The organism is Candidatus Poriferisocius sp. (assembly GCF_965219815.1).
Classification (GTDB): domain Bacteria; phylum Actinomycetota; class Acidimicrobiia; order Acidimicrobiales; family Bin134; genus Poriferisocius.
The window spans coordinates 1,745,844-1,768,781 of the sequence record NZ_OZ244791.1; the positions used below are offsets into that span (position 1 = coordinate 1,745,844).

General features: G+C 63.8%; 25 protein-coding genes. 20 read left to right on the forward strand and 5 right to left on the reverse strand.

Annotated elements, in window-relative coordinates; all coding sequences use genetic code 11:
- The first annotated feature begins 11 nt into the window (after positions 1-11).
- From def to ACOQPI_RS08365, 7 genes are all read left to right on the forward strand, one after another.
- Positions 12-545: a peptide deformylase gene (def, locus tag ACOQPI_RS08335; protein WP_420619202.1), complete on the forward strand. Its 534-nt coding sequence runs from the start codon at positions 12-14 to the stop codon at positions 543-545.
- Positions 542-1,423: a methionyl-tRNA formyltransferase gene (locus ACOQPI_RS08340; RefSeq protein ID WP_420619203.1), complete on the forward strand. Its 882-nt coding sequence runs from the start codon at positions 542-544 to the stop codon at positions 1,421-1,423. Before def ends, ACOQPI_RS08340 begins: the two co-directional genes overlap by 4 nt.
- Positions 1,420-2,571, forward strand: a complete 1,152-nt coding sequence (locus ACOQPI_RS08345; protein ID WP_420619204.1) for a transcription antitermination factor NusB — start codon at positions 1,420-1,422, stop codon at positions 2,569-2,571. The genes ACOQPI_RS08340 and ACOQPI_RS08345 overlap by 4 nt, the downstream gene beginning before the upstream one ends.
- Before the next feature lie 11 nt (positions 2,572-2,582).
- The gene (locus tag ACOQPI_RS08350; protein ID WP_420619205.1) at positions 2,583-3,071 is read left to right on the forward strand and encodes a MogA/MoaB family molybdenum cofactor biosynthesis protein; all 489 of its coding nucleotides are present in this window, start codon (positions 2,583-2,585) and stop codon (positions 3,069-3,071) included.
- A 26-nt stretch (positions 3,072-3,097) separates the two neighbouring features.
- Positions 3,098-4,081: a bifunctional diaminohydroxyphosphoribosylaminopyrimidine deaminase/5-amino-6-(5-phosphoribosylamino)uracil reductase RibD gene (ribD, locus tag ACOQPI_RS08355; RefSeq protein WP_420619206.1), complete on the forward strand. Its 984-nt coding sequence runs from the start codon at positions 3,098-3,100 to the stop codon at positions 4,079-4,081.
- 90 nt (positions 4,082-4,171) lie between these two features.
- Positions 4,172-5,047, forward strand: a complete 876-nt coding sequence (gene hisG / locus ACOQPI_RS08360) for an ATP phosphoribosyltransferase (protein WP_420619207.1) — start codon at positions 4,172-4,174, stop codon at positions 5,045-5,047.
- Entirely contained in the window at positions 5,044-5,268 is a 225-nt protein-coding gene (locus ACOQPI_RS08365; RefSeq protein ID WP_420619208.1) for a hypothetical protein, read from the forward strand. Before hisG ends, ACOQPI_RS08365 begins: the two co-directional genes overlap by 4 nt.
- Here the strand turns inward: ACOQPI_RS08365 and ACOQPI_RS08370 are convergent.
- Positions 5,258-5,731 (reverse strand): DUF1844 domain-containing protein, encoded by a 474-nt coding sequence (locus tag ACOQPI_RS08370; RefSeq protein WP_420619209.1) that lies wholly within the window; start codon positions 5,729-5,731, stop codon positions 5,258-5,260. The genes ACOQPI_RS08365 and ACOQPI_RS08370 overlap by 11 nt on opposite strands.
- Positions 5,732-5,924: 193 nt before the next feature.
- Here ACOQPI_RS08370 and infC point away from each other — a divergent pair, with 193 nt between their 5' ends.
- From infC to ACOQPI_RS08390, 4 genes are all read left to right on the forward strand, one after another.
- A complete protein-coding gene (infC, locus tag ACOQPI_RS08375) occupies positions 5,925-6,491 on the forward strand; it encodes a translation initiation factor IF-3 (protein ID WP_420621009.1) in 567 nt (188 codons plus the stop codon).
- Between the two features lie 75 nt (positions 6,492-6,566).
- Positions 6,567-6,761: a 50S ribosomal protein L35 gene (gene rpmI, locus ACOQPI_RS08380; protein WP_419845738.1), complete on the forward strand. Its 195-nt coding sequence runs from the start codon at positions 6,567-6,569 to the stop codon at positions 6,759-6,761.
- A 40-nt stretch (positions 6,762-6,801) separates the two neighbouring features.
- On the forward strand, positions 6,802-7,185 hold the full coding sequence (gene rplT / locus ACOQPI_RS08385) for a 50S ribosomal protein L20 (protein WP_420619210.1): 384 nt from the start codon (positions 6,802-6,804) through the stop codon (positions 7,183-7,185).
- A 41-nt stretch (positions 7,186-7,226) separates the two neighbouring features.
- The gene (locus ACOQPI_RS08390) at positions 7,227-7,937 is read left to right on the forward strand and encodes a TrmH family RNA methyltransferase (RefSeq protein ID WP_420621010.1); all 711 of its coding nucleotides are present in this window, start codon (positions 7,227-7,229) and stop codon (positions 7,935-7,937) included.
- 9 nt (positions 7,938-7,946) lie between these two features.
- Here the strand turns inward: ACOQPI_RS08390 and ACOQPI_RS08395 are convergent, their stop codons facing one another.
- Entirely contained in the window at positions 7,947-9,338 is a 1,392-nt protein-coding gene (locus tag ACOQPI_RS08395) for an aromatic ring-hydroxylating oxygenase subunit alpha (RefSeq protein WP_420619211.1), read from the reverse strand.
- 92 nt (positions 9,339-9,430) lie between these two features.
- Here ACOQPI_RS08395 and ACOQPI_RS08400 point away from each other — a divergent pair, with 92 nt between their 5' ends.
- The 6 genes from ACOQPI_RS08400 to ACOQPI_RS08425 all read left to right on the forward strand — a co-directional run bounded on the left by ACOQPI_RS08400 (position 9,431) and on the right by ACOQPI_RS08425 (position 14,872).
- Entirely contained in the window at positions 9,431-10,576 is a 1,146-nt protein-coding gene (locus ACOQPI_RS08400; protein ID WP_420619212.1) for a hypothetical protein, read from the forward strand.
- A gap of 97 nt (positions 10,577-10,673) precedes the next feature.
- Positions 10,674-11,603: an NAD(P)H-dependent flavin oxidoreductase gene (locus ACOQPI_RS08405; RefSeq protein WP_420619213.1), complete on the forward strand. Its 930-nt coding sequence runs from the start codon at positions 10,674-10,676 to the stop codon at positions 11,601-11,603.
- Positions 11,604-11,623: 20 nt separating this feature from the next.
- Positions 11,624-12,880, forward strand: a complete 1,257-nt coding sequence (locus ACOQPI_RS08410; protein ID WP_420619214.1) for a magnesium transporter — start codon at positions 11,624-11,626, stop codon at positions 12,878-12,880.
- A 74-nt stretch (positions 12,881-12,954) separates the two neighbouring features.
- Positions 12,955-14,181, forward strand: a complete 1,227-nt coding sequence (locus ACOQPI_RS08415) for a potassium channel family protein (RefSeq protein ID WP_420619215.1) — start codon at positions 12,955-12,957, stop codon at positions 14,179-14,181.
- A gap of 68 nt (positions 14,182-14,249) precedes the next feature.
- Positions 14,250-14,567: a ribbon-helix-helix domain-containing protein gene (locus tag ACOQPI_RS08420; protein WP_420619216.1), complete on the forward strand. Its 318-nt coding sequence runs from the start codon at positions 14,250-14,252 to the stop codon at positions 14,565-14,567.
- On the forward strand, positions 14,564-14,872 hold the full coding sequence (locus ACOQPI_RS08425) for a type II toxin-antitoxin system PemK/MazF family toxin (protein ID WP_420619217.1): 309 nt from the start codon (positions 14,564-14,566) through the stop codon (positions 14,870-14,872). Before ACOQPI_RS08420 ends, ACOQPI_RS08425 begins: the two co-directional genes overlap by 4 nt.
- A 12-nt stretch (positions 14,873-14,884) precedes the next feature.
- On the opposite strand, the gene ACOQPI_RS08430 is transcribed toward ACOQPI_RS08425, so the two are convergent.
- Positions 14,885-16,075, reverse strand: a complete 1,191-nt coding sequence (locus ACOQPI_RS08430) for a DUF222 domain-containing protein (RefSeq protein ID WP_420619218.1) — start codon at positions 16,073-16,075, stop codon at positions 14,885-14,887.
- A 396-nt stretch (positions 16,076-16,471) separates the two neighbouring features.
- Here ACOQPI_RS08430 and ACOQPI_RS08435 point away from each other — a divergent pair, with 396 nt between their 5' ends.
- The 3 genes from ACOQPI_RS08435 (at position 16,472) to ACOQPI_RS08445 (ending at position 20,002) form a co-directional block, all read left to right on the forward strand.
- Positions 16,472-17,062, forward strand: coding sequence for a DUF262 domain-containing protein (locus ACOQPI_RS08435; RefSeq protein ID WP_420619219.1), 591 nt, complete (start codon positions 16,472-16,474; stop codon positions 17,060-17,062).
- Between the two features lie 63 nt (positions 17,063-17,125).
- A protein-coding gene (locus tag ACOQPI_RS08440) for an IS3 family transposase (RefSeq protein ID WP_420617741.1) occupies positions 17,126-18,258 on the forward strand; the annotation gives its coding sequence in 2 pieces (ribosomal slippage) (positions 17,126-17,384 and positions 17,384-18,258; 1,134 coding nt in all).
- Positions 18,259-18,349: 91 nt separating this feature from the next.
- The gene (locus ACOQPI_RS08445; protein ID WP_420619220.1) at positions 18,350-20,002 is read left to right on the forward strand and encodes an HNH endonuclease family protein; all 1,653 of its coding nucleotides are present in this window, start codon (positions 18,350-18,352) and stop codon (positions 20,000-20,002) included.
- A 186-nt stretch (positions 20,003-20,188) separates the two neighbouring features.
- Here ACOQPI_RS08445 and ACOQPI_RS08450 read toward each other — a convergent pair whose 3' ends face one another.
- Both ACOQPI_RS08450 and ACOQPI_RS08455 read right to left on the reverse strand, forming a co-directional pair.
- Positions 20,189-20,677 carry a hypothetical protein gene (locus ACOQPI_RS08450; protein ID WP_420619221.1) on the reverse strand — a complete coding sequence of 163 codons (489 nt, stop codon included), beginning with the start codon at positions 20,675-20,677 and terminating at the stop codon, positions 20,189-20,191.
- A gap of 1 nt (position 20,678) precedes the next feature.
- Complete coding sequence (locus ACOQPI_RS08455; RefSeq protein WP_420619222.1) at positions 20,679-22,931, reverse strand: AAA family ATPase; 2,253 nt, start codon at positions 22,929-22,931, stop codon at positions 20,679-20,681.
- Positions 22,932-22,938 lie beyond the last annotated feature (7 nt).

Here is a 22,938-nt window from a genome sequence, read left to right on the forward strand (position 1 = left end):
AACCTGCTTTCATGGCCCCACTGCGGATACGGGTATATGGCGACCCGGTTTTGCGGCGCGTGGCCGAAGACGTGACCGACATCGATGGGGCCATGGCCGACCTGTGCCAGGAGATGTTCACCGCTATGTACGAGGCCCCCGGAATCGGTTTGGCTGCTCCGCAGGTGGGGGTGTCGCAGCGGTTCTTCGTGTACGACTTTGGCGACGGTCCCGGCGTGCTGGTCAACCCCGAGATCACCGAGAGCGACGGCGAGTGGACCTACAACGAGGGCTGCCTGTCGGTGCCCGAGCTGTCGTGGGAGATCGTCCGTCCCCGCAGCATCCACCTGAAGGCCTATGACTTGGACGGCAACGAGGTCACCCTTGAAGCCGAAGATCTGGAGGCCCGGCTGTTCCAGCACGAACTGGATCACTTGGAGGGCAAGATCCTGCTCGACTACTTGGACGAGGATCAGCGCCGGGAGGCCAAGCGCATTCTCCGGGAGCGTGCGATGAGTGGGCCGAGCCGTCCTCCTGCCACCGGCGACGGGCTGTCGCTGCCGTGATCGACCCGCCGGCGGAAATTCGCCGGCTTGTCTTCCTCGGCACTCCTCGCGAGTCGGTGCCCTTCCTGGAAGCGCTGGTTGTCGCCGGGTTCGACGTGGCATTGGCAGTGACCCGACCCGACAAGCGCCGAGGCCGGCGGGCGGCACCCACCCCCAGTCCGGTGAAGGCCGCCGCCCAAGACCTGGGCATCTCGGTTTCCTCGGATGTGGACGATGTGTTGGACGCCGATGCCGATCTGGGCGTGGTGGTGGCCTTCGGGCAGATCATCAAGCCCCATGTGCTGGATCGGCTCGCCATGGTCAACGTCCATTTCTCACTGCTGCCCCGCTGGCGGGGGGCGGCCCCCGTGGAACGGGCCATCCTGGCCGGGGACCAGACCACCGGGGTGTGCCTGATGGAGGTGGCTGAGGGTCTGGATACCGGCTGGGTCTACCGTCGAGTCGAGGTCCCCATTGGGCCCGACATCACGGCCGAGGCGCTGCGGGCCGAATTGGTGGAAATCGCGGCTCCAATGCTCGTGGATGCCCTGAATGAGGGCCTTGGTGTGCCAGAACCCCAGGAGGGCGAGCCGGTCTACGCCGCCAAAGTCACCCGAGACGAACTCCGCCTCGACTGGGGGCAGTCCGCAGAGTCCTTGTGCCGGCAAGTCCGGGTGGGGGGGGCGTGGACCTCGTGGAAGGGCAAGAACCTCAAGGTCTGGTCGGCTCGCTCCATCGAAGGCTCCCTTCCACCAGGGCAGATGGACGGAGCCTGCGTGGGTACTGGCCAAGGGTTGCTGGAGTTGGTTGGTGTGCAGGCCGAGGGCAAGTCCCGGCAGGCCGCCGAGGACTGGATCAGAGGTGCCCGTCCCACGCCCGGTGACCGGCTCGGATTGTGAGCTCCTCCCAATCGGGGCCAGTTTCGAAGAACGCCCGAGCCGTTGCCGCCAAGCTCGTCGATCGGGTTGAGCGGGACGGCGCCTACGCCAACCTGGTGTTGGCCTCAGCCGAACTGCCCGCCCGCGATGCCGGGCTGATCACCGAATTGGTCTATGGGGTCACGCGCATGCGTCGGGCGCTGGACCACCTGATCGACGGCTTCGTGTCCGACCCGCCCGACCTCACCACCCGCAACCTGCTGCGGATCGGCGCCTACCAGCTGCACATGCTGGACACCCCGGCCTATGCCGCGGTGAGCGAGACCGTCGAAGCCGCACCCCGCCGCCAACGGGGATTTGTCAACGCGGTGCTGCGTCGGCTGGCTGATGTGGAATCGGCCTGGCCCACTGAGGCGGTTCGGCTGAGCTACCCGGATTGGATGGTGGAGCGATTGGAGGCCGACCTCGGGATGTCAGAGGCCCATGCCGCGCTGGAGCAGATGAACCAGCCTTCGCCAGTCACCACCCGCCCCGACGGCTATGTCCAAGATCGGGCATCGCAGTGGGTAGCCGAACTGGTCGACCCCCAGCCGGGGGAGAAGGTGCTGGACATGTGCGCCGGCCCCGGAGGCAAGGCCACCGCACTGGCCAGGCATCTGGCAACCGTGGTGGCTGCTGATCACCGCCCGCATCGGGCTTCGCTGGTGGCGGCCAATGCCGCCAAGACAGGAGCGTCCTTAGCCGGAGTAGTAGCCGCCGACGGCTGCCAGCCGCCATTTCGCCCCCATTCCTTCGACCGGGTGCTGGTAGACGCACCGTGTTCCGGCCTGGGCGTGCTGGGCCGGCGGGCCGATGCCCGCTGGCGAGTGAAACCCGATGACGTAGAAGAGTTGGCCCTCCTCCAAGCCAAGCTGGTCCAAGCAGCATTCAACTTGGCCCGCCCGGGGGGAGTGGTGGTCTATTCCGTCTGCACCATGACATCGGCCGAAACGGCGAAAATCGACCAGATGGTGGCCCGAGAGCATCCTGGAGCCGAAGCCGTCCCTATCGACGACACCCGCTGGCGTCCCCAGGGCCGCGGCGCCTTAATCCTCCCCCAAGACCACAACACCGACGCAATGTTCGTGGCCAAGTACCAAGCCCCTCACCACGCCGGTTCAGGCCAGTAGCCTGATCGGCAATGACAGACCAAGAAGCGACCGGACTGGCCGCCAAGATTCTCACGGTGTCCGACGGCGTGATCGCCGGCACCCGCCAAGACGGCTCGGGCGACGCCCTAGTGGAGATGCTGGCCGGCGAGGGCTATGAGATTGCCGACCGTCGAGCGGTGGAGGACGGCGTCGAGTCGGTGCGCGACGCCCTCTTGGACATGTCTGAGGGATTTGCCGGCCTGATTGCCACTACCGGCGGTACCGGCTTCGGCCCCCGCGATCTCACTCCGGAGGGCACCGCCGCGGTGCTGGAGCGAAGGGCCGATGGTTTGGCCGAAGCCTCCCGGCTGGTGAGCCCCTTCGGGCGCTTGTCCCGGGCGATTGCCGGAACGAGGGGCACAGCATTGATTGTGAACTTGCCCGGTTCCCCCAAGGGTTCGGTGGAGTGCCTGGGCGCGGTGCTCGACGTCGTCCCCCACGCCCTGCGCCTGCTGGCCGACCAGCCCACCGAGCATTGACCTCGAGCCAACCCAATCCAGCCCAGATGATGGATCTGGCCCTGGAAGCAGCCCGTTCCTGTCGGCTGGTCACTTCGCCCAATCCGTGGGTGGGAGCGGTGGTTGATACCGGCGGCCAGACGTTCTTGGGGGCCACATCGCCACCGGGTGGCAACCACGCGGAGATCAACGCGCTGGAAGCTGCCGGCTCGTGTGCCGAAGGCGCCGACCTTTACACCACGTTGGAGCCGTGCGACCACCAAGGTCGCACCGGGCCGTGTACCCAAGTCATCATCGCCGCGGGGATCACTCGGGTGTTCGTGGCGGTGGAGGATCCCGACCCTGCGGTGTCGGGGAAGGGCATCGCAGCCCTGCAACGGGCTGGCTTGAACGTGGAGACGGGGGTGAGGGCCGCTGAGGCCGCTGAGTTGCTGGGCCCCTACTTGAAGCATCGCCGCACCCGGCGCCCCTGGGTGGTGCTGAAGCTGGCCGCCACCCTGGACGGCCGCATTGCCGCCCCCGATGCCACTAGCCGCTGGATCACCGGTGTTGAGGCCCGGGCCGACGTACACCGGCTGAGAGCCGAAAGCGACGCTGTGCTGGTAGGGGCGGGCACCGTTCGAGCCGACGATCCCGCCCTCACGGTGCGGGACTGGCAGCCTCCCGCCGGGGTGACCCCCCGCACCACCCAGCCGCTACGAGTGGTGTTGGGCACCGCGCCGCCCGAGGCCCGTGTCCACCCCGCGATGGAGATGGATGGTCCGCTGGAGCAGGTGCTGGCCGAGCTGGGGGAGCGGGGTGTAATCCAGCTTCTGGTCGAAGGGGGCGCAACCACCGCGGCCGCCTTCCACCGAGCTGGTCTGGTGGACCACTACACCGTTTACCTGGCCCCCGCTTTTTCCGGCGGCAACGACGCCCACCCCATGTTCACCGGCCCCGCCACCCCCACCATCGATGACCTCTGGCGAGGCGAGATCTGCGCCGTCACCCGCCTCGGTCCCGACCTGCGGATCGACTTGCGGCCGAGTTGAACGGAGAACGTTTGCCGTACGCTGGGAACCGGGACGGGGCAACCGGGTATTGACACCAGCCCCGCACTTGCAGCCCGGTAGCGTTGGGGCATGCTTTCGTTGGTTTTGCCCAAGGGTTCGCTGGAAAAGGCGACCTTGGAGCTCTTCGACGCCGCCGACATCCCGGTGAACCGCAGCTCGGAAGTGGCTTACAAGGCCACGATCAACGACCCCCGCATCAGCGATGTCCGCATTCTGCGGCCCCAGGAGATTCCCCGCTATGTGGCCGACGGGTTGTTCGATCTGGGCATCACCGGGCGCGACTGGGTGGCCGAGACCGACAGCGACGTGGTGTCTTTGGGCCAGCTCCAATACTCCAAGAACACCTCCCGGCCGATCCGGATGGTGCTGGCGGTGCCCGACGACTCGCCGTGGAACGCGGCGGAGGATCTGCCCCAGGGGGTGAAGATCTCCAGCGAGTATCCGGCCCTCACCAAGCGATTCTTCGACGACTTGGGCATCGAGGCCGACATCGCCCTGTCGTACGGGGCCACCGAGGCCAAGGCCCCCGACATCGTGGATGCGGTGGTGGAGATCACCGAGACCGGGCGGGCGCTGCGGGCCGCCGGCCTCAGGATCATCCACACCATCCTCACCTCCTACACCGAGCTGATTGCCAACCCGGCCAGCTATGCCGACCCCGAGCGTCGCCATGCCATGGAGCAGATTCACACCCTGTTGGGCGGGGTGCTGGAAGCCAGGGGCAAGGTGCTGGTCAAGATGAACGTGCCGTCGGAAAGCCTGGACAAGGTGATCGACCTGCTGCCGTCCATGAAGGCGCCCACGGTCAACGAGCTGTTCGGGGGCCACGGCTATGCGGTGGAGACGGTGGTGCCCAAAGCGGACATCAACGTGCTGATCCCCGATCTGTGCGATGCCGGGGCTAGCGACATCATCGAGCTCCCGTTGGCGAAGATCGTCCATTGAGCTTGGCTGGTCGCAACATTCCCCTCATCGGCACCGTTGTCAGCTTCGACGGGGCTACCGGCTGGGGGACGATCGCCGCGGAAGACGGTACGGCCTATCCCTTCCATTGCACCGCCATTGCCGACGGGACCCGCACTATCACCGCAGGCATCGCGGTGACCCTCCACTTGGCCCCGGGCCACCGGGGTGTTTGGGAAGCGGCAGGAATTACTACCCGCTAGCCCCCGGATCGCCTTCTTCTGAGTATTCGGCGTCTTCGGCGCCACCCTCCATCGCCCGGGACACCTGCACGAACGCCATGCGGATCTGATGAAGGGCGTCTTTGAGGGTGGCCTCGTGCTCGCCGAGGCGTCCCTCCAGCCCCTCCACCAGCGCACCCAGGGCGTCGATGGCCAATCGGGACTCTTCCAAGTTGGGGGGCTGCTGGCTGAGGTGGATGGCTCCCAGCTCATACAGCCCCATGGCGTGGTTCCCCACCACTACCGACGCGGGGGTGTTGGCGATGTGCTCCCGGGCCTCGGCCAGCTGCTGGGCCAGCTCCTCGGCTTGAGCCCGTTCCTCGTCGCTCAGCCCGGCCAGCGGGTCTTCAACTTGATCGGGCGGGTCTTGTGGCGGCGGGGTCGCCGTCTGTCCTCGGCCGTCGTCAACCGGTACCTCGCCGCCTGGTGTCCACAGTGTGCTCATCGTCTTCCCTACACTCCTTTTTGCCTCGTCTGGCGTGATTGTCCCTCAACGCTGATACTGTTACCCCGCAACTTCGGTACGCAAGCGGGATCGAGATTTGTTCCCAGCGTGCCGGTCCCAATAGTCAAGAGAGAGGAACATGCGCATTGCAGAGCGGTGATCGGCCATAGCTTCGGCAGATGCTGAGCCCCGGATCAACGACCGGATCAGAGCCAGAGAGGTGCGGCTCGTTGGTGAGGACGGACAGCAGATAGGCATTCGCCAGCTGCCTGAGGCGTTGGACATGGCCAGTGAAGCCGGCCTCGACCTGGTGGAGGTCGCCGATAAGGCGAACCCCCCGGTTTGTCGGATCATGGACTACGGCAAGTACAAGTACGAAGCCGCCCAGCGGGCCAAGGAGTCCCGGCGAAACAGCACCAACATCATCGTCAAGGAGATGAAGTATCGGCCCAAGATCGGACCGGGTGACTTCGATACCAAGACGAGGAAGGTGCGGGGCTTTCTTGAGGAAGGCTACAAAGTAAAGGTCACGATCATGTTCCGCGGCCGCGAGGTGCAGCATCCCGAATTGGGGCGGCGAATCCTCGACAACATAACCGCCGAAGTGGAAGAAGTGGCCAAGGTTGAGGTCTATCCGAGGTTGGACGGCCGTAACATGGTGATGGTGCTGGGGCCGGTCAAAAGCAAGTCCCGCAAGCAGGCCGCCCGGTCTGCTCCCCCTCCGGTTGAAGAGGCCACGACAACCGAATCTGCCACTTGAACTCAAACTTGAGATCATTTGTTTGAGATCATTTGAACAAGAGAATTCGAAGCTCCCACAGCGCAGGAAACTGACATGCCCAAGATGAAAACCCACCGAGGCGCGGCCAAGCGGTTCAAGACCACCGGCACCGGCAAGATCCGCCGCCGAAGCGCCTACAAGAACCACATCCTCGAGAAGAAGGCCCCCAAGCGCAAGCGCCAGTTGCGCGGCCCGGCCCAGGTGTCGGCTGCCGACGCCCCGGCCGTGAAGCGCCAACTGGGCTTGTAGGGCCTGAAGCGACAAGCACGAGTTCAAGGAGAAGCACACGATGGCCAGAGTCAAGCGCGCCGTCACCGCCCGCAAGCGCCGCCGGGCGGTGGTGAAGCGGGCCAAGGGGTACTACGGCAACAAGAGCCGCACGTTCCGGGGCGCCAACGAGCAGTTGATGCACAGCGGCCAATACGCCTTCCGGGATCGCCGGGCCCGCAAGGGCGAGTTCCGCCGCCTGTGGATCCAGCGCATCAACGCCGCCTGCCGCCAAAACGGCACCAACTACAGCCGCTTCATCAACGGCTTGAAGCTGGCCGACGTCGAGGTAGACCGCAAGATCCTGGCCGAGATGGCCGTGAATGATCCGGCGGCCTTCACTGCGCTGGTCGAGGTGGCCAAGGCTGCGGCAGAGGCGGAGCAAGAGTCCGCCTCGGTCGGGTAGAGCTGCCCATCAGCAAGCCACTCAGCCCCCGAAACCCCCGGATTGCGGAACTTCGCCGACTGGTCCGCAACCGACGAGATCGCACTGAGGCCGGCAAGTTCGTCATCGACGGCCCGCAACTGCTGGTCGAGGCGGTGGCCGCCGATCTGGAGATCGTTGACGTGTTCGTGGAGCCCGTGGTCGACCTGTGGGCCGACCTGGGAGTCTCAGTGAACGCCCCGGTGTGGACGGTGGGCGACGGTGTTCTGGCCAAGGTGGGCTCGGTTGTCACCCCCCAAGGGGTCATGGCCACCGCCCGCATCCCCGACATCATTCCCGTTGCCGATGGCGACTTCGCCGTCGAACTGGCCGGCGTGGCCGACCCCGGCAATGCCGGCACCATTGTGCGCACCGCAGTGGCCGCCGGGGCCCAAGCAGTGGTGTTCAGCCCAGAATCTGTAGACCCTTGGAACCCCAAAACCGTGCGGGCCTCGGCCGGCGCGCTGTTCCGAGTCCCCCTGGCCGAGACTGGCCCGAAAGGGGAGCGAGTGGGCGCCGACCCCCACCGAGGCGACCCCTACCACCAAGCCGACCTCACCGGCCCCCTCACCCTGGTGGTGGGCAACGAAGCCCACGGCCTCGACCAACTGGATCAATCTGCGGCCATTGACCGCTGGGTGTCCATCCCCACGGCCGAGTCAGTCGAATCCCTAAACGTCGCCGCCGCTGCCGCCATCCTCTGCTTCGAAATAGCCCGCCAACGCCGCAGCTGAGCCTGAGTCCTAGCCCACGACGGGGCCGATGGCGGCGGGCTGGGCTCTGAGGGCCTCTATTTCGGCGACGGCCTCGTCGGAGAGCTCGCGGATGCCGATGAACTCTTCGAGGTTGTAGTGGAGGTTGATGATGCGCATCTCCTCTCGGCTGAGCACGATGTGGTTGAGGCCGGGTTGGTGCAGGCCGCGCTGGGCTCGCTGGAGGTTGGAGAGGTCTTGGTCGAACACCAGGTTCATGGAGGCCTCTTCGGCGGGGATGACAGCCTGCATGGGCGGGGTCCGATCGGTGCCGGGGGGTCGCCGGTCGAGGTGCAGCAAGTCCATGAAGGCGTCGTCGGGGGTGTCGCCCGGGCGGGATCGGAGCACGGTGATGCTGTCGCACATCACGATCACCGTGATGTTGGGGAACAGGTTGAACTGGAACAAATCCAGCATCTGCGATTGGTCGAAGCTGTCGAGGTCGAGGCCCTTTTGGGTGGTCTGGGCCCGCACCAGCTCCTCCAGCACGTCGCGCACGCTGCCGCCGTCGGGAACCGGCGGGCACGGCCCCGGATTCTCGGAGTCCTGGCCGTAGCGGGCGCCCTGGGTGACGATGATGGACTCCCATATCTCCTGATCGGTGGCCCCGTCGCGCAGCCGGGGGCTAGGCACCCCGTAGGGCTGGTGCAGCGAGCCGTGGCGGCCGTAGAGACGGTTCACCGAGTTGACGTCATCGCAGCTGGGCAGCATCTCCCGGTGTATGCCCTGCACGTGGTAGGTCTCGCTGAATGCCTCTATGAGGGTCTTCCAGTTGCACGGCAGCGGCACGGTGAGGTCGTAGGCGCAGGCGTACTCCTCCATGCGGGCCCATTCCAACAGGCCGGGGATGGCCTCCAGGTACTCCTCCAGCGGCTCGGCGTCCAGGTCTAGATTCACGAACACCAGCGGTCCCCATGTGCCCACCTGAACCGGGAACAGCGGATAGTCGTCGTTGCGCAGCGCCCCGAAGCCCCGGCGCGACGGCACCTCCCGCAGCTTGCCGTCCAGCGTCCAGCTCCAGCGGTGGTAGATGCAGCGCAGCTCGGTGAGCCCCGACCCCGAGCCGGTGCACAGCACGTTGCCCCGGTGGCGGCATACATTCTGGAATCCCCGCAGCACCCCGTCGTCGCCCCGCACGATGAGCACTGACAGGTTGCCCACCGAATACTCGAACCAGTCGCCCGGCGACGGCACATGGTCCACCGTGCAGGCCAGCTGCCAGGCCCGAGGCCAGACATGGGCCATCTCCAACTCGGCCCACTCCGGTGAGATGTACCGATGGGTGGGCACCTCCACCGGTGAGCGCCGGGGCGGGACCGCCCCGATGGCCGTTCCCACCGGGGCGTCGTTGGTCAGCTCAGGGCCGATCTGGATCTTCGCCATGGCTGAACAGTAGTGGTAGGCGGGCAATCCAAGCCGGGTAGTCATCGAGGTTGAACAAGGCGTAAGCGGGAGTCCCGTATTCTGGTGCGGGTATGAGCTTCGCTGAGACAGTTGTGTTCGCGATCGGGGCTCTGATCGCAGTGGGCACGCTGTTGGCCGCCATACAAACCGTGGTGGTGCCCCGGGCCGAGCGGAGCCTTTTGATCCGCTTCGTGTACGTGGGCATGAGGCATTTGTTCTCGTTGGTCGCCCGCCGCCGCAAGTCGTATGAGGCCAAAGACGCGGTGCTGGCCCGCTATGCCCCCACCACGCTCATGCTGCTGCCCATGGTGTGGGCTACCGGGGTCATTTACGGGTTCTCGATGATGTTCTGGGCGCTGGATGTGCGGCCGTATCGGGAGGCGTTGGTGCTGAGCGGGTCGTCGCTCACCACGTTGGGCTTTCGGGACACCGAAGACCTGGCCAGCCTGGTTCTGTCGATAGGCGAGGCCCTCATTGGGTTGGGCATTGTGGCGCTGTTGATCAGCTTCCTGCCCCTCATGTACATGGCGTTCAGCGCTCGGGAGTCCGCAGTGGCCCGACTGGAAATCAGGGCCGGAACCCCGCCCACGCCTGAGGCCATGATCATTCTGGCCCACGAGACCGGCGGCCTCGAGAACATGGGAGAGACCTGGACCGAGTGGGAGCACTGGTTCATCCATATCGAGGAGACCCACCAGACCTATCCGGCGCTGGCCTTCTTCCGGTCGGTGCGCTCCGATCGCTCATGGGTTGTTGCCGCGGGCTGCATCTTGGACACGGCCGCCATAATGCTGTCGACGGTGGCGGTGCCCCATTCTCCCGCCACGCCGTTCATGATCCGGGCGGGCTATGTGGCTTTGCGCAACATCGCCGACTTTTTCGCCATCGAATATGACCCCGATCCAAAGGACATTTCCCCGATTACGGTGCGCCGCCACGAGTTCTACGACACCTACGAGGCGCTGCGCAGCGCCGGAGTTCCCGTCGTGGAAGACCGCGAGCGGGCATGGCTCGACTTCGCCGGTTGGCGGGTGAACTACGACAACTGCCTGGTGGGCCTGGCCTCGATCACGTCGGCGCCGCCGGGCAAGTGGAGCACGGATCGGCCCTCTCCCTACCACCGGCTGCCGCTGTTCTACCGGCCCCTGCGCCGCCCGCTGCCCCCGCTTCTGCGCCAGCTCCGGCGCCGGGGGTTCGGCCCGGGGCGGCGAAAGTGATTGCTCCCATCCCGGCCAATGGGAATGTGCTCGTTGGGGTGGATGCCGTGCGGCCTCGGATTTCACCCAAGACGCCGTTGCCGATGAGGCTGGCGCGATGAGAACCCGCATTTCCGAGCTGCTGGGCATCGACATCCCCGTGGTGCAGGCCCCCATGGGCTACATCGCCCGGGCCCAGCTGGCCTCAGCGGTGTCCAACGCCGGGGCCATGGGCATCATCGAGACCTCCTCGGGCCAGCTCGACGACATCAAGGTGGAGATCGCCAAGATGCGCGACCTCACCGACCGTCCGTGGGGGGTGAACATCGCCCAATTGCTGGTGCCCGACGCCACTGTCATCGATTTTGTCATCGAACACGAGGTGGGGTTTGTGACCACCTCCGCGGGCGATCCCAACCGGTTCACCTCCATGCTGAAAGACGCCGGGATCACCGTCTTCCATGTGGTGCCCACCTTGCGGGGCGCCCTCAAGGCAGTGGATGCCGGGGTGGACGGCCTCATCGTGGAGGGGGTGGAGGGCGGCGGGTTCAAGAATCCCCACGGCTCGTCCACCATGGTGCTGACCCCGCTGGTGGTGGCAGAGGTGGACGTGCCGGTCATCGCCGCGGGAGGCATCTGCGACGGGGTGTCCATGGCGGCGGCGCTGGCCCTGGGGGCCGACGGGGTGCAGATGGGCACCAGGATGCTGTCGGCCGCCGAGTCGCCGGTACACGACAACTGGAAGCAGGCGGTGGTGGCCGCCGCGGAGACCGACACCGTGTTGTTGAACCGGTTCGGGCGGCCCGGCATGCGGGCGCTGCGCACCGATCTCACCGCCGAGATGGAGCACCACGACCAGGTGCAGATGCCCGGCCTCGACCGGCTCATGGACCAGTATTTCGGCGGTCAGATGGACGTGGCCGTCCCCTTTGGCGGCCAGGTGATGGGCCGCATCGACGAGGTGCGCCCGGTGGCCGACATCCTGGGAGAGGCCTGGGAGCACTGCCAGGCCCGTCTGCGCCAACTGGGTCAGGCCGCCGCGGGGTAGCCGGGCGGGAAGTCGTCCTCATGCTCTCCCGCACAATGCTCACTCTCCTTCGGCGGTCGGGGAGCCGACTGCAACTGGTCCGCCTCCTCGGGCCCGATCCCCGCGGCGTGCGCCAGTCGCTGGGGGCGCTGTGCATCTTGGCGGTGACCAGCGTTGTCGCAGGGTTGGTGCTGGGTCGCAGCCACGAGCGGCTGGCCGAGCTGCCCGGCCTGCTGCTGTTGGTGCCAGCGGCCATCGCGCTTCCGGGGAAGATCTTCGGAGCACTGGGCAGCCGGCTGGGCACCGCCATCCACACCGGCACGTTCCGGCTGTCGCTGCGGTCGTCCAGCGTGGTGGGCCAAAACGTTTGGGCCTCGTTGGTCTTGACGCTCCTCATGACGCTGGTGCTGGCCCTTTTGGCCTCGGCGATGGCTTCGAACCTCGGGGTGGAGAACGCCATCGGCGTGGCCGACTACGTGGTCATCTCGGTGGTGGGCGGGATGCTGGCCTCGGTATTCGTGCTGCTGGCGACGCTGGGCATGGCCACCGGGTCGGTGCGCTGGGGCCTCGACCCCGACAACGTGACCGCCCCCATGGTGACCGCAGCCGGCGATGTGCTGGCGCTGCCCGCGCTCATCTTGGCCTCCTATCTGGTGCGCATCGACACGGTCACCCCGGTAATCGCCGGGCTGTTGGCCGCCGTCACGGTTGTGTCGTCGGCCGCCGCGCTCCGCTCCAAGGCCCCCGAGCTGCGGACCGTTCTGCGGGAGTCGATCCCGGTGCTGGTGCTGGCCGGATTTCTGTCGCTGATGGCCGGGGTGACCGTGGAGAACCGATTCGAGGTGTTCTCCGAGCGCCCCGTGCTGCTGATTCTGATTCCCGGCTTTCTGGCCACCGCCGGCGCACTGGGCGGCATCTTGACCAATCGGCTGTCCAGCAAGCTCCACCTGGGTTTGATCGGCCCCTCGGTTGTGCCCCATCGGGGGGCCCGCACCGACGTTGGGGTGACCATCGGGCTGGCGCTGCCGGTATTCGTGATTGTGGCCCTGGTGTCGCAGGGAGCGGGATCGCTGGTGGATCTGGCCGGGCCAGGTGTGGGACGGCTGGTGGGGGTGGCGCTGATCGCCGGAATCCTGGCGGTGGTCGTTGTGGTGGCTGTGGCCTACTACGGGACCATTGCCGCCGTCCGCTTCGGTATCGACCCCGACAGCGTGGGGATCCCGACGGTGACCGCGGTGCTCGATTTGGTGGGCGCCCTCACCCTGGTGTTCGCCATCGAGGCCGTTGGGGCGGGGTGAGGCAGGGTGAAGGGCAAATGACTGATTCCAGTACTGGCGGCTAACTCTGATGGCTAACTTGGAGAGACTCAACAATGGACGATAAACCCCGCAACCTTCGGGCCATGCTCGCCGAGGCCAAAGACCTCTCCGAGCTGATGGTCGATTTGGCCTACGCCGCCCTGTTCTTCGGCGACCCAGACATGGCCACCGAGGTGGACGAGCTCGAGGTGCAGATGACCGAGCTGGTCAAAGACATGCGGGCGGTGTGCATCATGGCGGTGCGCCATCCCCGCGAGGCCGACGGCATGTCGTCGGTCCTCCAGGTGATCAGCGCCATCGAGCGGATCGCCAACGACGCGGTGGACATCTCCCGCATTGTCTCCCGCCGCCTGGGCATCCCCGCCGAGCTGGTGGCCGACTTGTCCAGCGCTGAGGAGATCTCCCACCGGCTGGTGGTACACGAGGGATCCCACATGGTGCGCCGCCCCCTGGGCGACCTGGAGCTGCCCGTGGTGGCCGGAATGCGGGTAATGGCCATCCGGCGAGAACGCAGCTGGATCACCGACGTGGGCGGCGACCAGCTCATGATGCCCGGCGACGTGCTGTTCCTGCGGGGCTCGCCCGATGGCATCATGCGCCTGCACCAGCTGGCCGCCGCGCCCATGTGGGAGGAGCCGGTGGCGCCCGAAGATCCCTGGATCTCGGATCTGGATCGGGCGGTGGACGTGCTGGTGGAGATGAAGGACCTGTCGGAGGCAGCGGTGGGGCTGGCCTACTCGGCGCTGGTGCTCAAAGACCGGGGCCTGGCCGCGCAGGTGCGGCTTCTGGAGGGACGCCTCGACGAGATGAACCACCAGTTGGAGCTCTGGGTGTTGCGGGCTGCGTCCAACAACATCGACCCCTCGCCGCTGCGGGGATTGCTCCATCTGGGCCAAGCCGCCGAGGACATCGGCGATCAGGCCCGCCAGATGATCTCGCTGGTGGAACAGGGCGAAGAGGTCCACCCGATATTGGAGATCGCCCTCGGCGACTCCGACGAGGTGGTGGTCGAGCTGCCCGTGGCCCGCCTCAGCGGCGCCGACGGGGCATCCCTCAAGGAGCTGGCCCTCAACATCGAGCCCGGCTTCACCGTGCTGGCCATCCGCCGGGCCGGCCGCTACATATACCGCCCCCGAGGCAGCGCCGCGCTCTATGCCGGCGACGAGATCATCGCCAGCGGCCCCGACGAAGGCCGCGAAGCCCTAGCCGAGCGCTTCGGCTGGAACCTGGTGCGAGAAGAAGAAGGCCTAGAAGACGAACTCCAACCCATGGGCTCGTGAGAAATCTGGCTATCAGCCAGGCAAAACAACCTTGACGAGCGCCGACATGCAAGTCGTATACTATTTGTATGACAGCTACTCCAGTCCCGGTTCGGTTTAGCGACGAGCAAATTGAGGCAATCGACCGATTGGTAGATGAGGGTGTGGGGGAGACCCGCTCCGAAGTCGTCCGCCGGGCAGTAGAGCGCTTGGACGACGACATTCGCCGGGCCCGCATTGGAGAGGAGATGGCCAAGTCATATCGCCATCAACCCCAGGAAGAACTTGAGAATTGGGTTTGGACTGCTGACGGAAAGTTGCTGCCGGAGCCATTGGTGATCGAGCAAGGGATTCCTTTAGGCGATGGTCCGCTTCGTCCTAGCCCCGGCTGGGCTGACCAGGAATGAGGCAGGGCGACATCTGGTTCATGGAACTACCCGGCGAGAAGAGCCGTCCGGCGGTCGTAGTTTCCAGAGACCAGGTCATCCCAGTGCTGAATGAGGTGGTTGTTGCTCCGGTGACCACCACCCTCCGATCAATCCCGACCTGTGTGCCGGTAGGTCGCGCCGAGGGACTTGATCAAGACAGCGTGGCGACGTTCGACAATCTCCAGTCAGTGCGAAAGTCATACTTGACTTACAAGATGGGTTGGCTCAGCCCCCAGGGCCGCAGACAGATGTGTGACGCGCTCATGTCTATGGCTGATTGCTGACTCTGTACAGGTCTACATCCGTAGGGGTGTAGGGGCTACCGCCGGAGGCTTGGGTGGCTCTTGCCAAGGGGGCCGCAAGTAGAAGCGACTGGTGTCGGGGTGTTTTTCGACGGCCCAGTTTCGGTGGTGGACTTTTTGGTGGCAGTCGTGGCAGACCAGTACGAGGTTGTCGGGTTGGGTGGGGCCTCCGTGTTGCCATTCCACGATGTGGTGGGCCACGCACCATTCGGGTTCTTTGCGGCAGCCGATGCAGCCGCCGTCTCGGGCCTCGAGGGCAGCTCGCAGGGCGAAGTTGGGGTGGCGGCTGGTTGATCCCATCCAGATGGGCTCGGTGCTTGCTTCTTTGAACAGGCCGCACAAGATGTCGGCGTCACAAGCCAGCCTGTGGAACTCGTTTGGCGGAAGCGGGGTGCCGTCAGCCAAGCGGGGGCGGCCCAGCTTGTCGTCGATTAGGTCGTAGTCGGCCATCAACAACAGCGTGGTGCCGTGGGGCTGCTCGCTTCCGTCCGCGGAGATCGTGCGGGTGATGAGCCGCTCCAAAGCGTCGGCGCGGCGGTGCCGGTCGGCGGTGTGCTCGCGGCGGTTGTCGGTCCGCCAGTCGTCGTCGGTCGCCTTGTTCAGCGCCTTGCGGATCCGCGCCGCCGCCACCGGATCGAACAAAGCGAACAGCTGCCACATCCCGTCATCGCGCTCTGAGAACCTGGCCGTGCGGGCCTTGCGCTGGCGCTCGAACCGCTTTGCCCCGTCATCGCCGGCCATCTCGTTTTGATGGTCGCGCACCGTCTTGCGCAACTGCTCCGGCGTCTGCGTCTCCGCCGCCTCCAGCATCTTGGCCTCATCCAGCGGCCCATTCTGAGCCGCAGTCCCCAAAATCCGGGCGTGCTCTGTGTTGATCCGGCTGCCTACCAGCGCGTCCCGAGTGGCCGCCAGCTTCTCCAACTGCTCGGCCTCCCGCAGCGTCCGGTCAGCCTGATGCCTCGACTGGCGCAACTCGGCCTTCAAAGAGTTCGCAGCGTCAAACGAGCTGCTGCGCCGAGTCTTCTCAGCCACCACCTCAGCCAAAAACCCCTCCAACCGATTACGAGCCTGACCGATCTGCCGCAGCCGCAAATCCAAAGCCCCATCGTCCAGCCCGGATACGTCCACCGCGTCAACATGCACGCCATTCCCGGCATTCCCGCAGGTCACAGCCCCAAAATCCATGCCACAATGATACCGACGCCCATGACAGCTTCTGGCTGGCATCCAGCGCCGCTGAGCGATGAAGGGTGATATTGACTGATATATCACAAAACTCTTGACAGAACTGGTCTTGATGTAGGCATACTTGTGAGGTGACAACACCGGTGTTGCTGCGGTGCAGCAAGATGCAGGTCGAGGCGAACGACCGGCTCGTGGCTATTGGCGCTCGTTTAGGAGAGTCTGCACCGCAGTTCTCAGAGCCTCCGCGTCCTCCTGAGCGTGGATCCACAAGTCGGAGTCGTCAGAGGTCCTTGCGATATGGGGAATTCGCTTCAGAGACCGTCTCCCGATGGGCCTGTGATCATGCTCATATAGGTTGAGCACTATTGTCATCGCTGTGCAACACCCTCAATCACTGTGAATTCGCAAAATGACTTCCATCACAGCTCGCCGACCTTCGGAGAGCTGATCGGGCGTCAGGGGCTTTGCTTCTACGTCCCCACGTATCAGCGCAGTTTCACGTGGGGTTCTGACCAGATTGAGCGGCTCTTTGAGGATTTATTCGCCGGAACGGACCGAGTAGCCGCTGGAGACAACCCTTCGACATTCCTGGGCTCTGTGATCTTCTTCGCTGGCAAGCACGCAGTGGACCCCATGAATGCAAATGCGTTACCGACCGATGTCTATCACGTTGTAGACGGTCAACAACGCCTCACAACGTTGCTCCTCATGTGTTCTTCCTTGATGAGGGCAGCGCATCAAGTCCTTACTGAACTGGACGCAACCCAAGTTCCGGACTCCAATCCAGATCCGACAACGACGTGGCTACACGAGATCCTTGAGTCTGTCTCTGACCGCTTGCTCGGTGCCCTCCATTTCGACGACGTACGGGCCAAGAACGGGTACCAATTTAAGCCACGAATGATCCGCCAAGCTTCTGACACTTGGGGCAACACCATGACGGATGCCCTATACGAAAGTGACATCGCCTGTGGCGTGACCCCCTGAGTTTGGTCCACCTGTTGTGAGAGTTCGTTGTCCAGTGTTGCTGGATGGAGGAGGATCACGACTATGGCGAGGCGAAGGCACACGCCCGAGCAGATTGTGCGCAAGCTGCGGGAGGCCGATCGGCTTTTGGGCGAGGGGGCGGAGATCGCGGATGTGGCGCGGCGTTTGGAGGTGTCGGAGGCGACGTTTCATCGGTGGCGCAATCAGTACGGGGGCCTCAAGGCCGACGACGTGAAGCGTCTCAAGGAGCTGGAGGCCGAGAACGCGCGGCTGAAGCGGATCGTGGCCGACAAGGAGCTGGAGATCGACGCTTTGCGGGAGATCAGCCGGGCAAAATGGTGAGCCCGCCGCAGCGGCGCAGAGCCGTCCGGCTGCTCTGCGAGCGGCTGGGGGTGTCGCAGCGGCGGGCGTGTGAGATCGTCGGGCAGCACCGCTCCACCCAGCGCTACGAGCCGGCCGAGCAGGACCCCGACCGGGACCTGCGGGCCGAGCTGCGCGACTTCGCCGAGAACCGCCCCCGGTGGGGGTATCGGCGGGCCCATGCGGTGCTGGTGCGCGACGGCTGGGCGGTGAACCGCAAGAAAGTCCAGCGCCTGTGGCGCGAGGAGGGCCTTCGGGTGCCGCCGAAGCGGCGCAAGCGACAGCGCACAGGAGACTCCGACGCCGACGCCGGACTGCTCAAAGCCGAGCACCCCGACCACGTGTGGGCGCTGGACTACCAGTTCGACGCGACCGCGGCGGGCCGCAGGATCAAGATACTGCACGTTCTCGACGAGTTCACCCGAGAGTCGCTCGCCGACCTCGTGGACCACAGCATCGACGCGGACGCGACGGTGGCGTGCTTGGACAAGATCGCCTCGGCCAGGGGCCGGCACCCCGAGTTCATCCGGTGCGACAACGGCCCCGAGCTCACCGCCGCGGCCCTGCGCGATTGGTGCGAGTTCACCAGCACCAAGACCAGCTACATCGACCCCGGGTCTCCCTGGCAGAACCCCTGGGTCGAGTCATACGGCGCCAGAATGCGAGACGAACTCCTCGCCATCGAGCAGTTCGACAGCCTCCTCGAGGCCCAAGTACTTGTCGCCGACTGGCAAACCGACTACAACACCTACCGCCCCCACTCCGCGCTCGGCATGCTCACCCCAGCCGAATACGCAGACCAATGGGCAAAAAACAACCCGAAAAAACTCTCATAACACCTGGACCAAAAAACGGGGTCCGGTCACCTGGTACTTGCATGCGATTGCGACCGCGAGAGCCGAAACGAGTGCGTACGAGCCCATTGTCGTGTCACCACACCGTCCTCACCTGAGGCTCGCGCTAGAAGCTATCGAGTCGGCGCTCGCTGCGGTTCAGGCGGGGGATATTGATTGCGCCGCCTTGTCGGATCTGAATTTCGTGACCAGTGTTGAGGCCTGTAGCCGACTTCTTGATCGGCCAGAGAGAGCACCGGTTGGGCCTACATCGTTCAGCGACCTGCAACGACGCGGTGCCCGCCTCGCAACCATTGCATCCTTTCTCCTAACTCACGTCAAGGTGATCGAGGTCATTGCGCCGAACGAGAATTACGCCTTCACCCTCTTCGAGCCGCTCAATACAACCGGCCAACCTCTCACGCCGATCGAGACGCTGAAGCCGCTGGTGGTCCAAGCCGAGGGCGGAAGCTCAAAATTCATGGGTTCACCGAGTGCTGGGCATCTTGAGGCGGTGGATCGATATCTTCCGGAGGACCTCGGACCTGACCAGCGTGCCCGACGGTTAGATGCTCTCATTACGTCCTTCGCTCTTGTAGAGCGCGGTGAGAAGATCGGCCGCGGGCTACTGGCCCAACGCTCGTTTCTTCGGCGGCCGTATGAACCCTCGGCGGGGATGGATTTGAATGGCATGCGTGCCTTCTCTCACGGTCTTGCCACGACAGCGAACTTCCTCAACGACGTCTGGGATGACGACTCGCCAGCGATGTCACTCCTAGGCGATGAACACACGCATCTTTGTCTTGAGGTATTGGCTACGACGCGGCACAGGATCGTGATCCCTCTACTCGTTCGGTTCTACGAGAGAGCTGACGAGACCAAGGCGGATGCCGACATCGAGGAATTTCGACAAGTGTTGCGGTCAGTTACGGCGTTCTGGACGTTGTGGCGAACAGCGCTAACGACCACAAGCGGAATCGATACGGTGCATCGTCGTTTGATTCGCGAAGGTCACGCAGAAACCAATCTCCGGCCCTTAGCCCGCGCGGAGACACCCCACGGGGATCTTCCTAAGGCAGTGGAAGTCCAAAGTGCTCTTCGCGGCATCCTACTGGGGAAGCTCAAGCTCACCTCCGCCGAGGACTGGGTGAACATGGTTGGAGCACAATCGGTGTACCAGACGGAGAAGGCTCTGGCCCGTTACCTCCTTCTTCTGGCGCACGATGACGCGATTGAGGACCCAGAATCACCTGGTCACTGTCGAAGGGGCGCTGGGAGATGCGCTCCCACGCTCAACATGGCCACCTGGAAGGCTCATTACACCATCGAGCACATGGCGCCTCAATCGTTTGATGCCGATGACACAACCTATGAGCGGGCCATCTACGACGACGGGTTGGTCGATCGACTGGGCAATCTGCTTTTGCTTCCGGCGGGAATCAACCAGGTAATTGGAAATCGTCCGTGGCCGACCAAGCGGGCCATCTACGAGGTGCTGTCGAGTACGGATCCTGTCAAGCGGCAAAGTGGGATCAAAGATGCGGGCCTAACGAACATAGGTCGTAGGGCCGAAATACTCATCGAGTCGGGAGATTACATGCCGTTTTGTCAGTTCGTTGCCTTGCTTCCGCCCGAGGAGAATCTGTCAGCGGACTTCCTGCGAGATCGCGCTCGACGCCTCGCACGGCTGGCTTGGGATCGGTTGTGGAACGATCTATCTCCGACCGAGCTTGGCGCACCGACCTAGCTCCGCCATTAGCCCACTGGGGTTAGACCCCGAATCATTGGAGACCTCTCTTGACCCGTTGCTCCTGGATCGTGTTCGACACTTGGAAGAGATAGGGAGCCAGTTGCCAGAAGGGCACAGACTTATTCGGCAAGACAGATCAATGGGTTGCCAAAGTACTGCTTTCCGAATCTGCGGAGAGGTTCACTATGGCTTGGTGCGTTCGAGTTGAGCGTGATTGTAGAGGTGGGCGGCGAAGTTAAGGACGTTGTCTAGGGGGTTGAGGCGGAGGTCTCGGCTGTTCAGTCGGTCCAGCACTACGGGGCATCCGGCACCGGCGAGGCAGTTGCCTACCTCGATGATCTGGGCGGGGTCGTTGATTCCGTCGTGATCGGGGCCGAGGTGGTGGAAGGCTGCGACGGCGAGTATGTCGCATAGTGCTTCTGGCATCTCGACATCCCGGGTGTCCACGAACTTTCTTCCCCAATTGCTGGACGGCCCGTCGAGGGGGTCGAGGTCTTCTGCGAGGGCAGTGGCGATGCTGAAAGCCCAGAAGTCGATCTGGCGGCGGAACGGGGCCCGCTCGACGCTGGTGGCCTGGTGCATCTGTACCAGACGCTGAATGTCGTCGGTTGAGCTTTTGGGCAGCCTCAGGTTATGGGGTTTCTGGGTTAGGAGCTGGGCGAAATAGGCCATATCAGCCCTCCTTCCTGCTGGTCCGCTGTGTCCATCCAGGTACTCCTGCCTGCCCAGTGCGCTCACAGATTTCGCAGTATTGGCGTGGGCCGCAGTGGCACAGGAGGGAGACTTGGCGCTGTTCTGTCCGGTTCACGACATCGCCGCCGCTGCCGTCTCCGATGGTGTCCCATTGGCCGGTGAGAGTGAAGGTGGCACCTGCGTTGCGAGTCACGGTCTCGACTTCGGAAATGGCTTCCAAGTCAGAGCCGGTGAGCAGCAGGATCGGCTGGTTTGAGTGCTCGGAGGTGACCTGTAACGTGTTGCGCCGGACTGTTCCGGACATGGAGTTGAGCAGAGAGTCTGCGATGAGGGGGGCGCGGGTTTGCGATTCGATGCAGAGGGCGAGCACGAACGACAGTGCCAGGACCCGACGGGACGCACCGTTGATCTGCACGGGCGGCATCGAGCGGTTGCGATTGTTGAGGGCGAATATCTCAAACTTTCCTGTGCTGCCATCTACAGGGCGGACTCCGACTTGGGAGATCATGCGGAGGTTAGCCTTGCTGGGCTGGTCGTCTGTGAAGTCGTCATCGGAGACGTTGGCGGCTATCTGATGGAACAGGCGGTCCATCCTGTCTGACAATTCCTTGACTTGTTTATCCTCTATTGCTGAATAGGCGCTGTCCAGAATTTCGACGACATATCCAGATATTTCCTCCGATGCCCGGAGGTCGGCTGCCGCTCGCTCGTTTCGCTGTCTTTGGTGGATGGTGTTGGCGAGCGATTTGATCTGCTGTTCCAGGGCGGGAAGCCGGCTTTTGTGGAGGCGGAGGTTTCCGGTGCAGGTCTTGAGCTGTTGTTGCACCGAGTCTCTCTTTTCTCGGATTAGCTGTATCTTGTCGTCGTCGATGCTGCCTAGCTTGGCGTTGATGTCTTTTTCCTCGTTCTTGAGGTCTGAAATATCAATAGCGAATTGAGCTAGGTCGGCCGCGTTCTTCTCCCGTCTGTCGTTCCATGTGGAGTTATCTGCAGACAATTTCAGCGACCTGACAGCTTGATGGAGTTGATAAAGGAATCCTGCTCGATCTACTTGGGCTGCTGCCTCGTTGATGCGCTCTTGGACTCTCAGCCCGTGCTCGTTGTCTTCTAGGAGGGTTTGCCCGCAGACGCAGCGCCCAGACTCCATGAGGCTCTGGACGAAGGGGAGGTGGGCAACGGGGATTTTCCCCTCGTCGTGCAAGGGCTTGAGGATGCCATAGGTGTACGAGATCGCAGTTGAGGAAAGGGTGGCCAGTAGATCAGTTGACTCCAGGTCTTCGGCGAGTTGGGCGGCGCAGTTGTTCCGGCTCTTGACAGCGTCGTCGTGTTGGTCTTTGCTCGCCTTGAGCCGTTTCTTGAGTTCGTCATGAGAGCCTGATCGCTGGAGTTCCACCACGAGTTCCTCGTCTAGCTGTTCAAACAGGTCATTCAGTTCTGTTTCTCGTTCTGTTTCCTGGCTTACTTTCGAGTCAAGGTCTGTCTTTGCGGCATGTGCTTTGTTCAGTTCATCTTGAAGGTTGATGAGGCTTTGGTCGCCGATTGCCTTGGTTGCTCTTTTGCTAAATCTGCGGGCGGCATCCTCGACGCGGGTCCTCGCGCCCTTGAATACGTCAATTCCAAGCAGGCTGGTGATTGCGCCGGTGGTCTTTTCTTGTACTTGCTGACGGGGGATGGTCTTGTTCTCGCTGCCGCCTACGAAGTCGGTCGCCTCGTCGGTGTCCATCACAAAGAAGTCCCTAAGGTTCCACGGGAGGAGTTCTTCGATCACGGCATCTGGTCCCTTATCGTGCGGACTCCAGGTTCCGTCAAACTCTCTGACCATTAGATTCGCGTGTTCCTCAATGCGGCGGAAGTCCTGTTCGTCGTCTTTGGTGGTGTCGACTCCTATGGTTTTGACGATTCGGTCCAGCCGGTAAAGCGTGGTGTCGTTTTCGGTGCTGGCGTAGTGGCGGCTAGAGCCGTCGGCTTCGAACTCAATCGACACCCGAGTCTCTATGCCCTTGGCGTCTGGATGCCACCATGCCGGGTGGATGGGAAAGCGCGACGGAATTTCTCCCGGCAGGCCCTTCTCTCCGTACATGCCCCAGCGCAGGGCGCGAAGAAACGTGGTCTTGCCCGAGCCATTTTCTGCTCTGATGACGGTCAGCGGCCGTTCGGGATCGGTAGACGGCTCGACCAAGATGCTTTCGAACAAAACGAAATTCTCGATTTCGACGCGTTGCAATATCAGCACGGCAGAC

Bases quoted from the DNA above. Each gene is read 5' to 3' on its own strand.
- ACOQPI_RS08450 (WP_420619221.1), bottom strand. From the start codon at position 20,677: ATGGCCTATTTCGCCCAGCTCCTAACCCAGAAACCCCATAACCTGAGG.
- ACOQPI_RS08420 (WP_420619216.1), top strand. From the start codon at position 14,250: ATGACAGCTACTCCAGTCCCGGTTCGGTTTAGCGACGAGCAAATTGAG.
- ACOQPI_RS08410 (WP_420619214.1), top strand. From the start codon at position 11,624: ATGCTCTCCCGCACAATGCTCACTCTCCTTCGGCGGTCGGGGAGCCGA.
- def (WP_420619202.1), top strand. From the start codon at position 12: ATGGCCCCACTGCGGATACGGGTATATGGCGACCCGGTTTTGCGGCGC.
- ACOQPI_RS08415 (WP_420619215.1), top strand. From the start codon at position 12,955: ATGGACGATAAACCCCGCAACCTTCGGGCCATGCTCGCCGAGGCCAAA.
- ACOQPI_RS08430 (WP_420619218.1), bottom strand. From the start codon at position 16,075: ATGGATTTTGGGGCTGTGACCTGCGGGAATGCCGGGAATGGCGTGCAT.
- ACOQPI_RS08370 (WP_420619209.1), bottom strand. From the start codon at position 5,731: ATGAGCACACTGTGGACACCAGGCGGCGAGGTACCGGTTGACGACGGC.
- ACOQPI_RS08425 (WP_420619217.1), top strand. From the start codon at position 14,564: ATGAGGCAGGGCGACATCTGGTTCATGGAACTACCCGGCGAGAAGAGC.
- ACOQPI_RS08405 (WP_420619213.1), top strand. From the start codon at position 10,674: ATGAGAACCCGCATTTCCGAGCTGCTGGGCATCGACATCCCCGTGGTG.
- ACOQPI_RS08400 (WP_420619212.1), top strand. From the start codon at position 9,431: ATGAGCTTCGCTGAGACAGTTGTGTTCGCGATCGGGGCTCTGATCGCA.
- rpmI (WP_419845738.1), top strand. From the start codon at position 6,567: ATGCCCAAGATGAAAACCCACCGAGGCGCGGCCAAGCGGTTCAAGACC.
- hisG (WP_420619207.1), top strand. From the start codon at position 4,172: ATGCTTTCGTTGGTTTTGCCCAAGGGTTCGCTGGAAAAGGCGACCTTG.
- ribD (WP_420619206.1), top strand. From the start codon at position 3,098: ATGATGGATCTGGCCCTGGAAGCAGCCCGTTCCTGTCGGCTGGTCACT.
- rplT (WP_420619210.1), top strand. From the start codon at position 6,802: ATGGCCAGAGTCAAGCGCGCCGTCACCGCCCGCAAGCGCCGCCGGGCG.
- ACOQPI_RS08350 (WP_420619205.1), top strand. From the start codon at position 2,583: ATGACAGACCAAGAAGCGACCGGACTGGCCGCCAAGATTCTCACGGTG.
- ACOQPI_RS08395 (WP_420619211.1), bottom strand. From the start codon at position 9,338: ATGGCGAAGATCCAGATCGGCCCTGAGCTGACCAACGACGCCCCGGTG.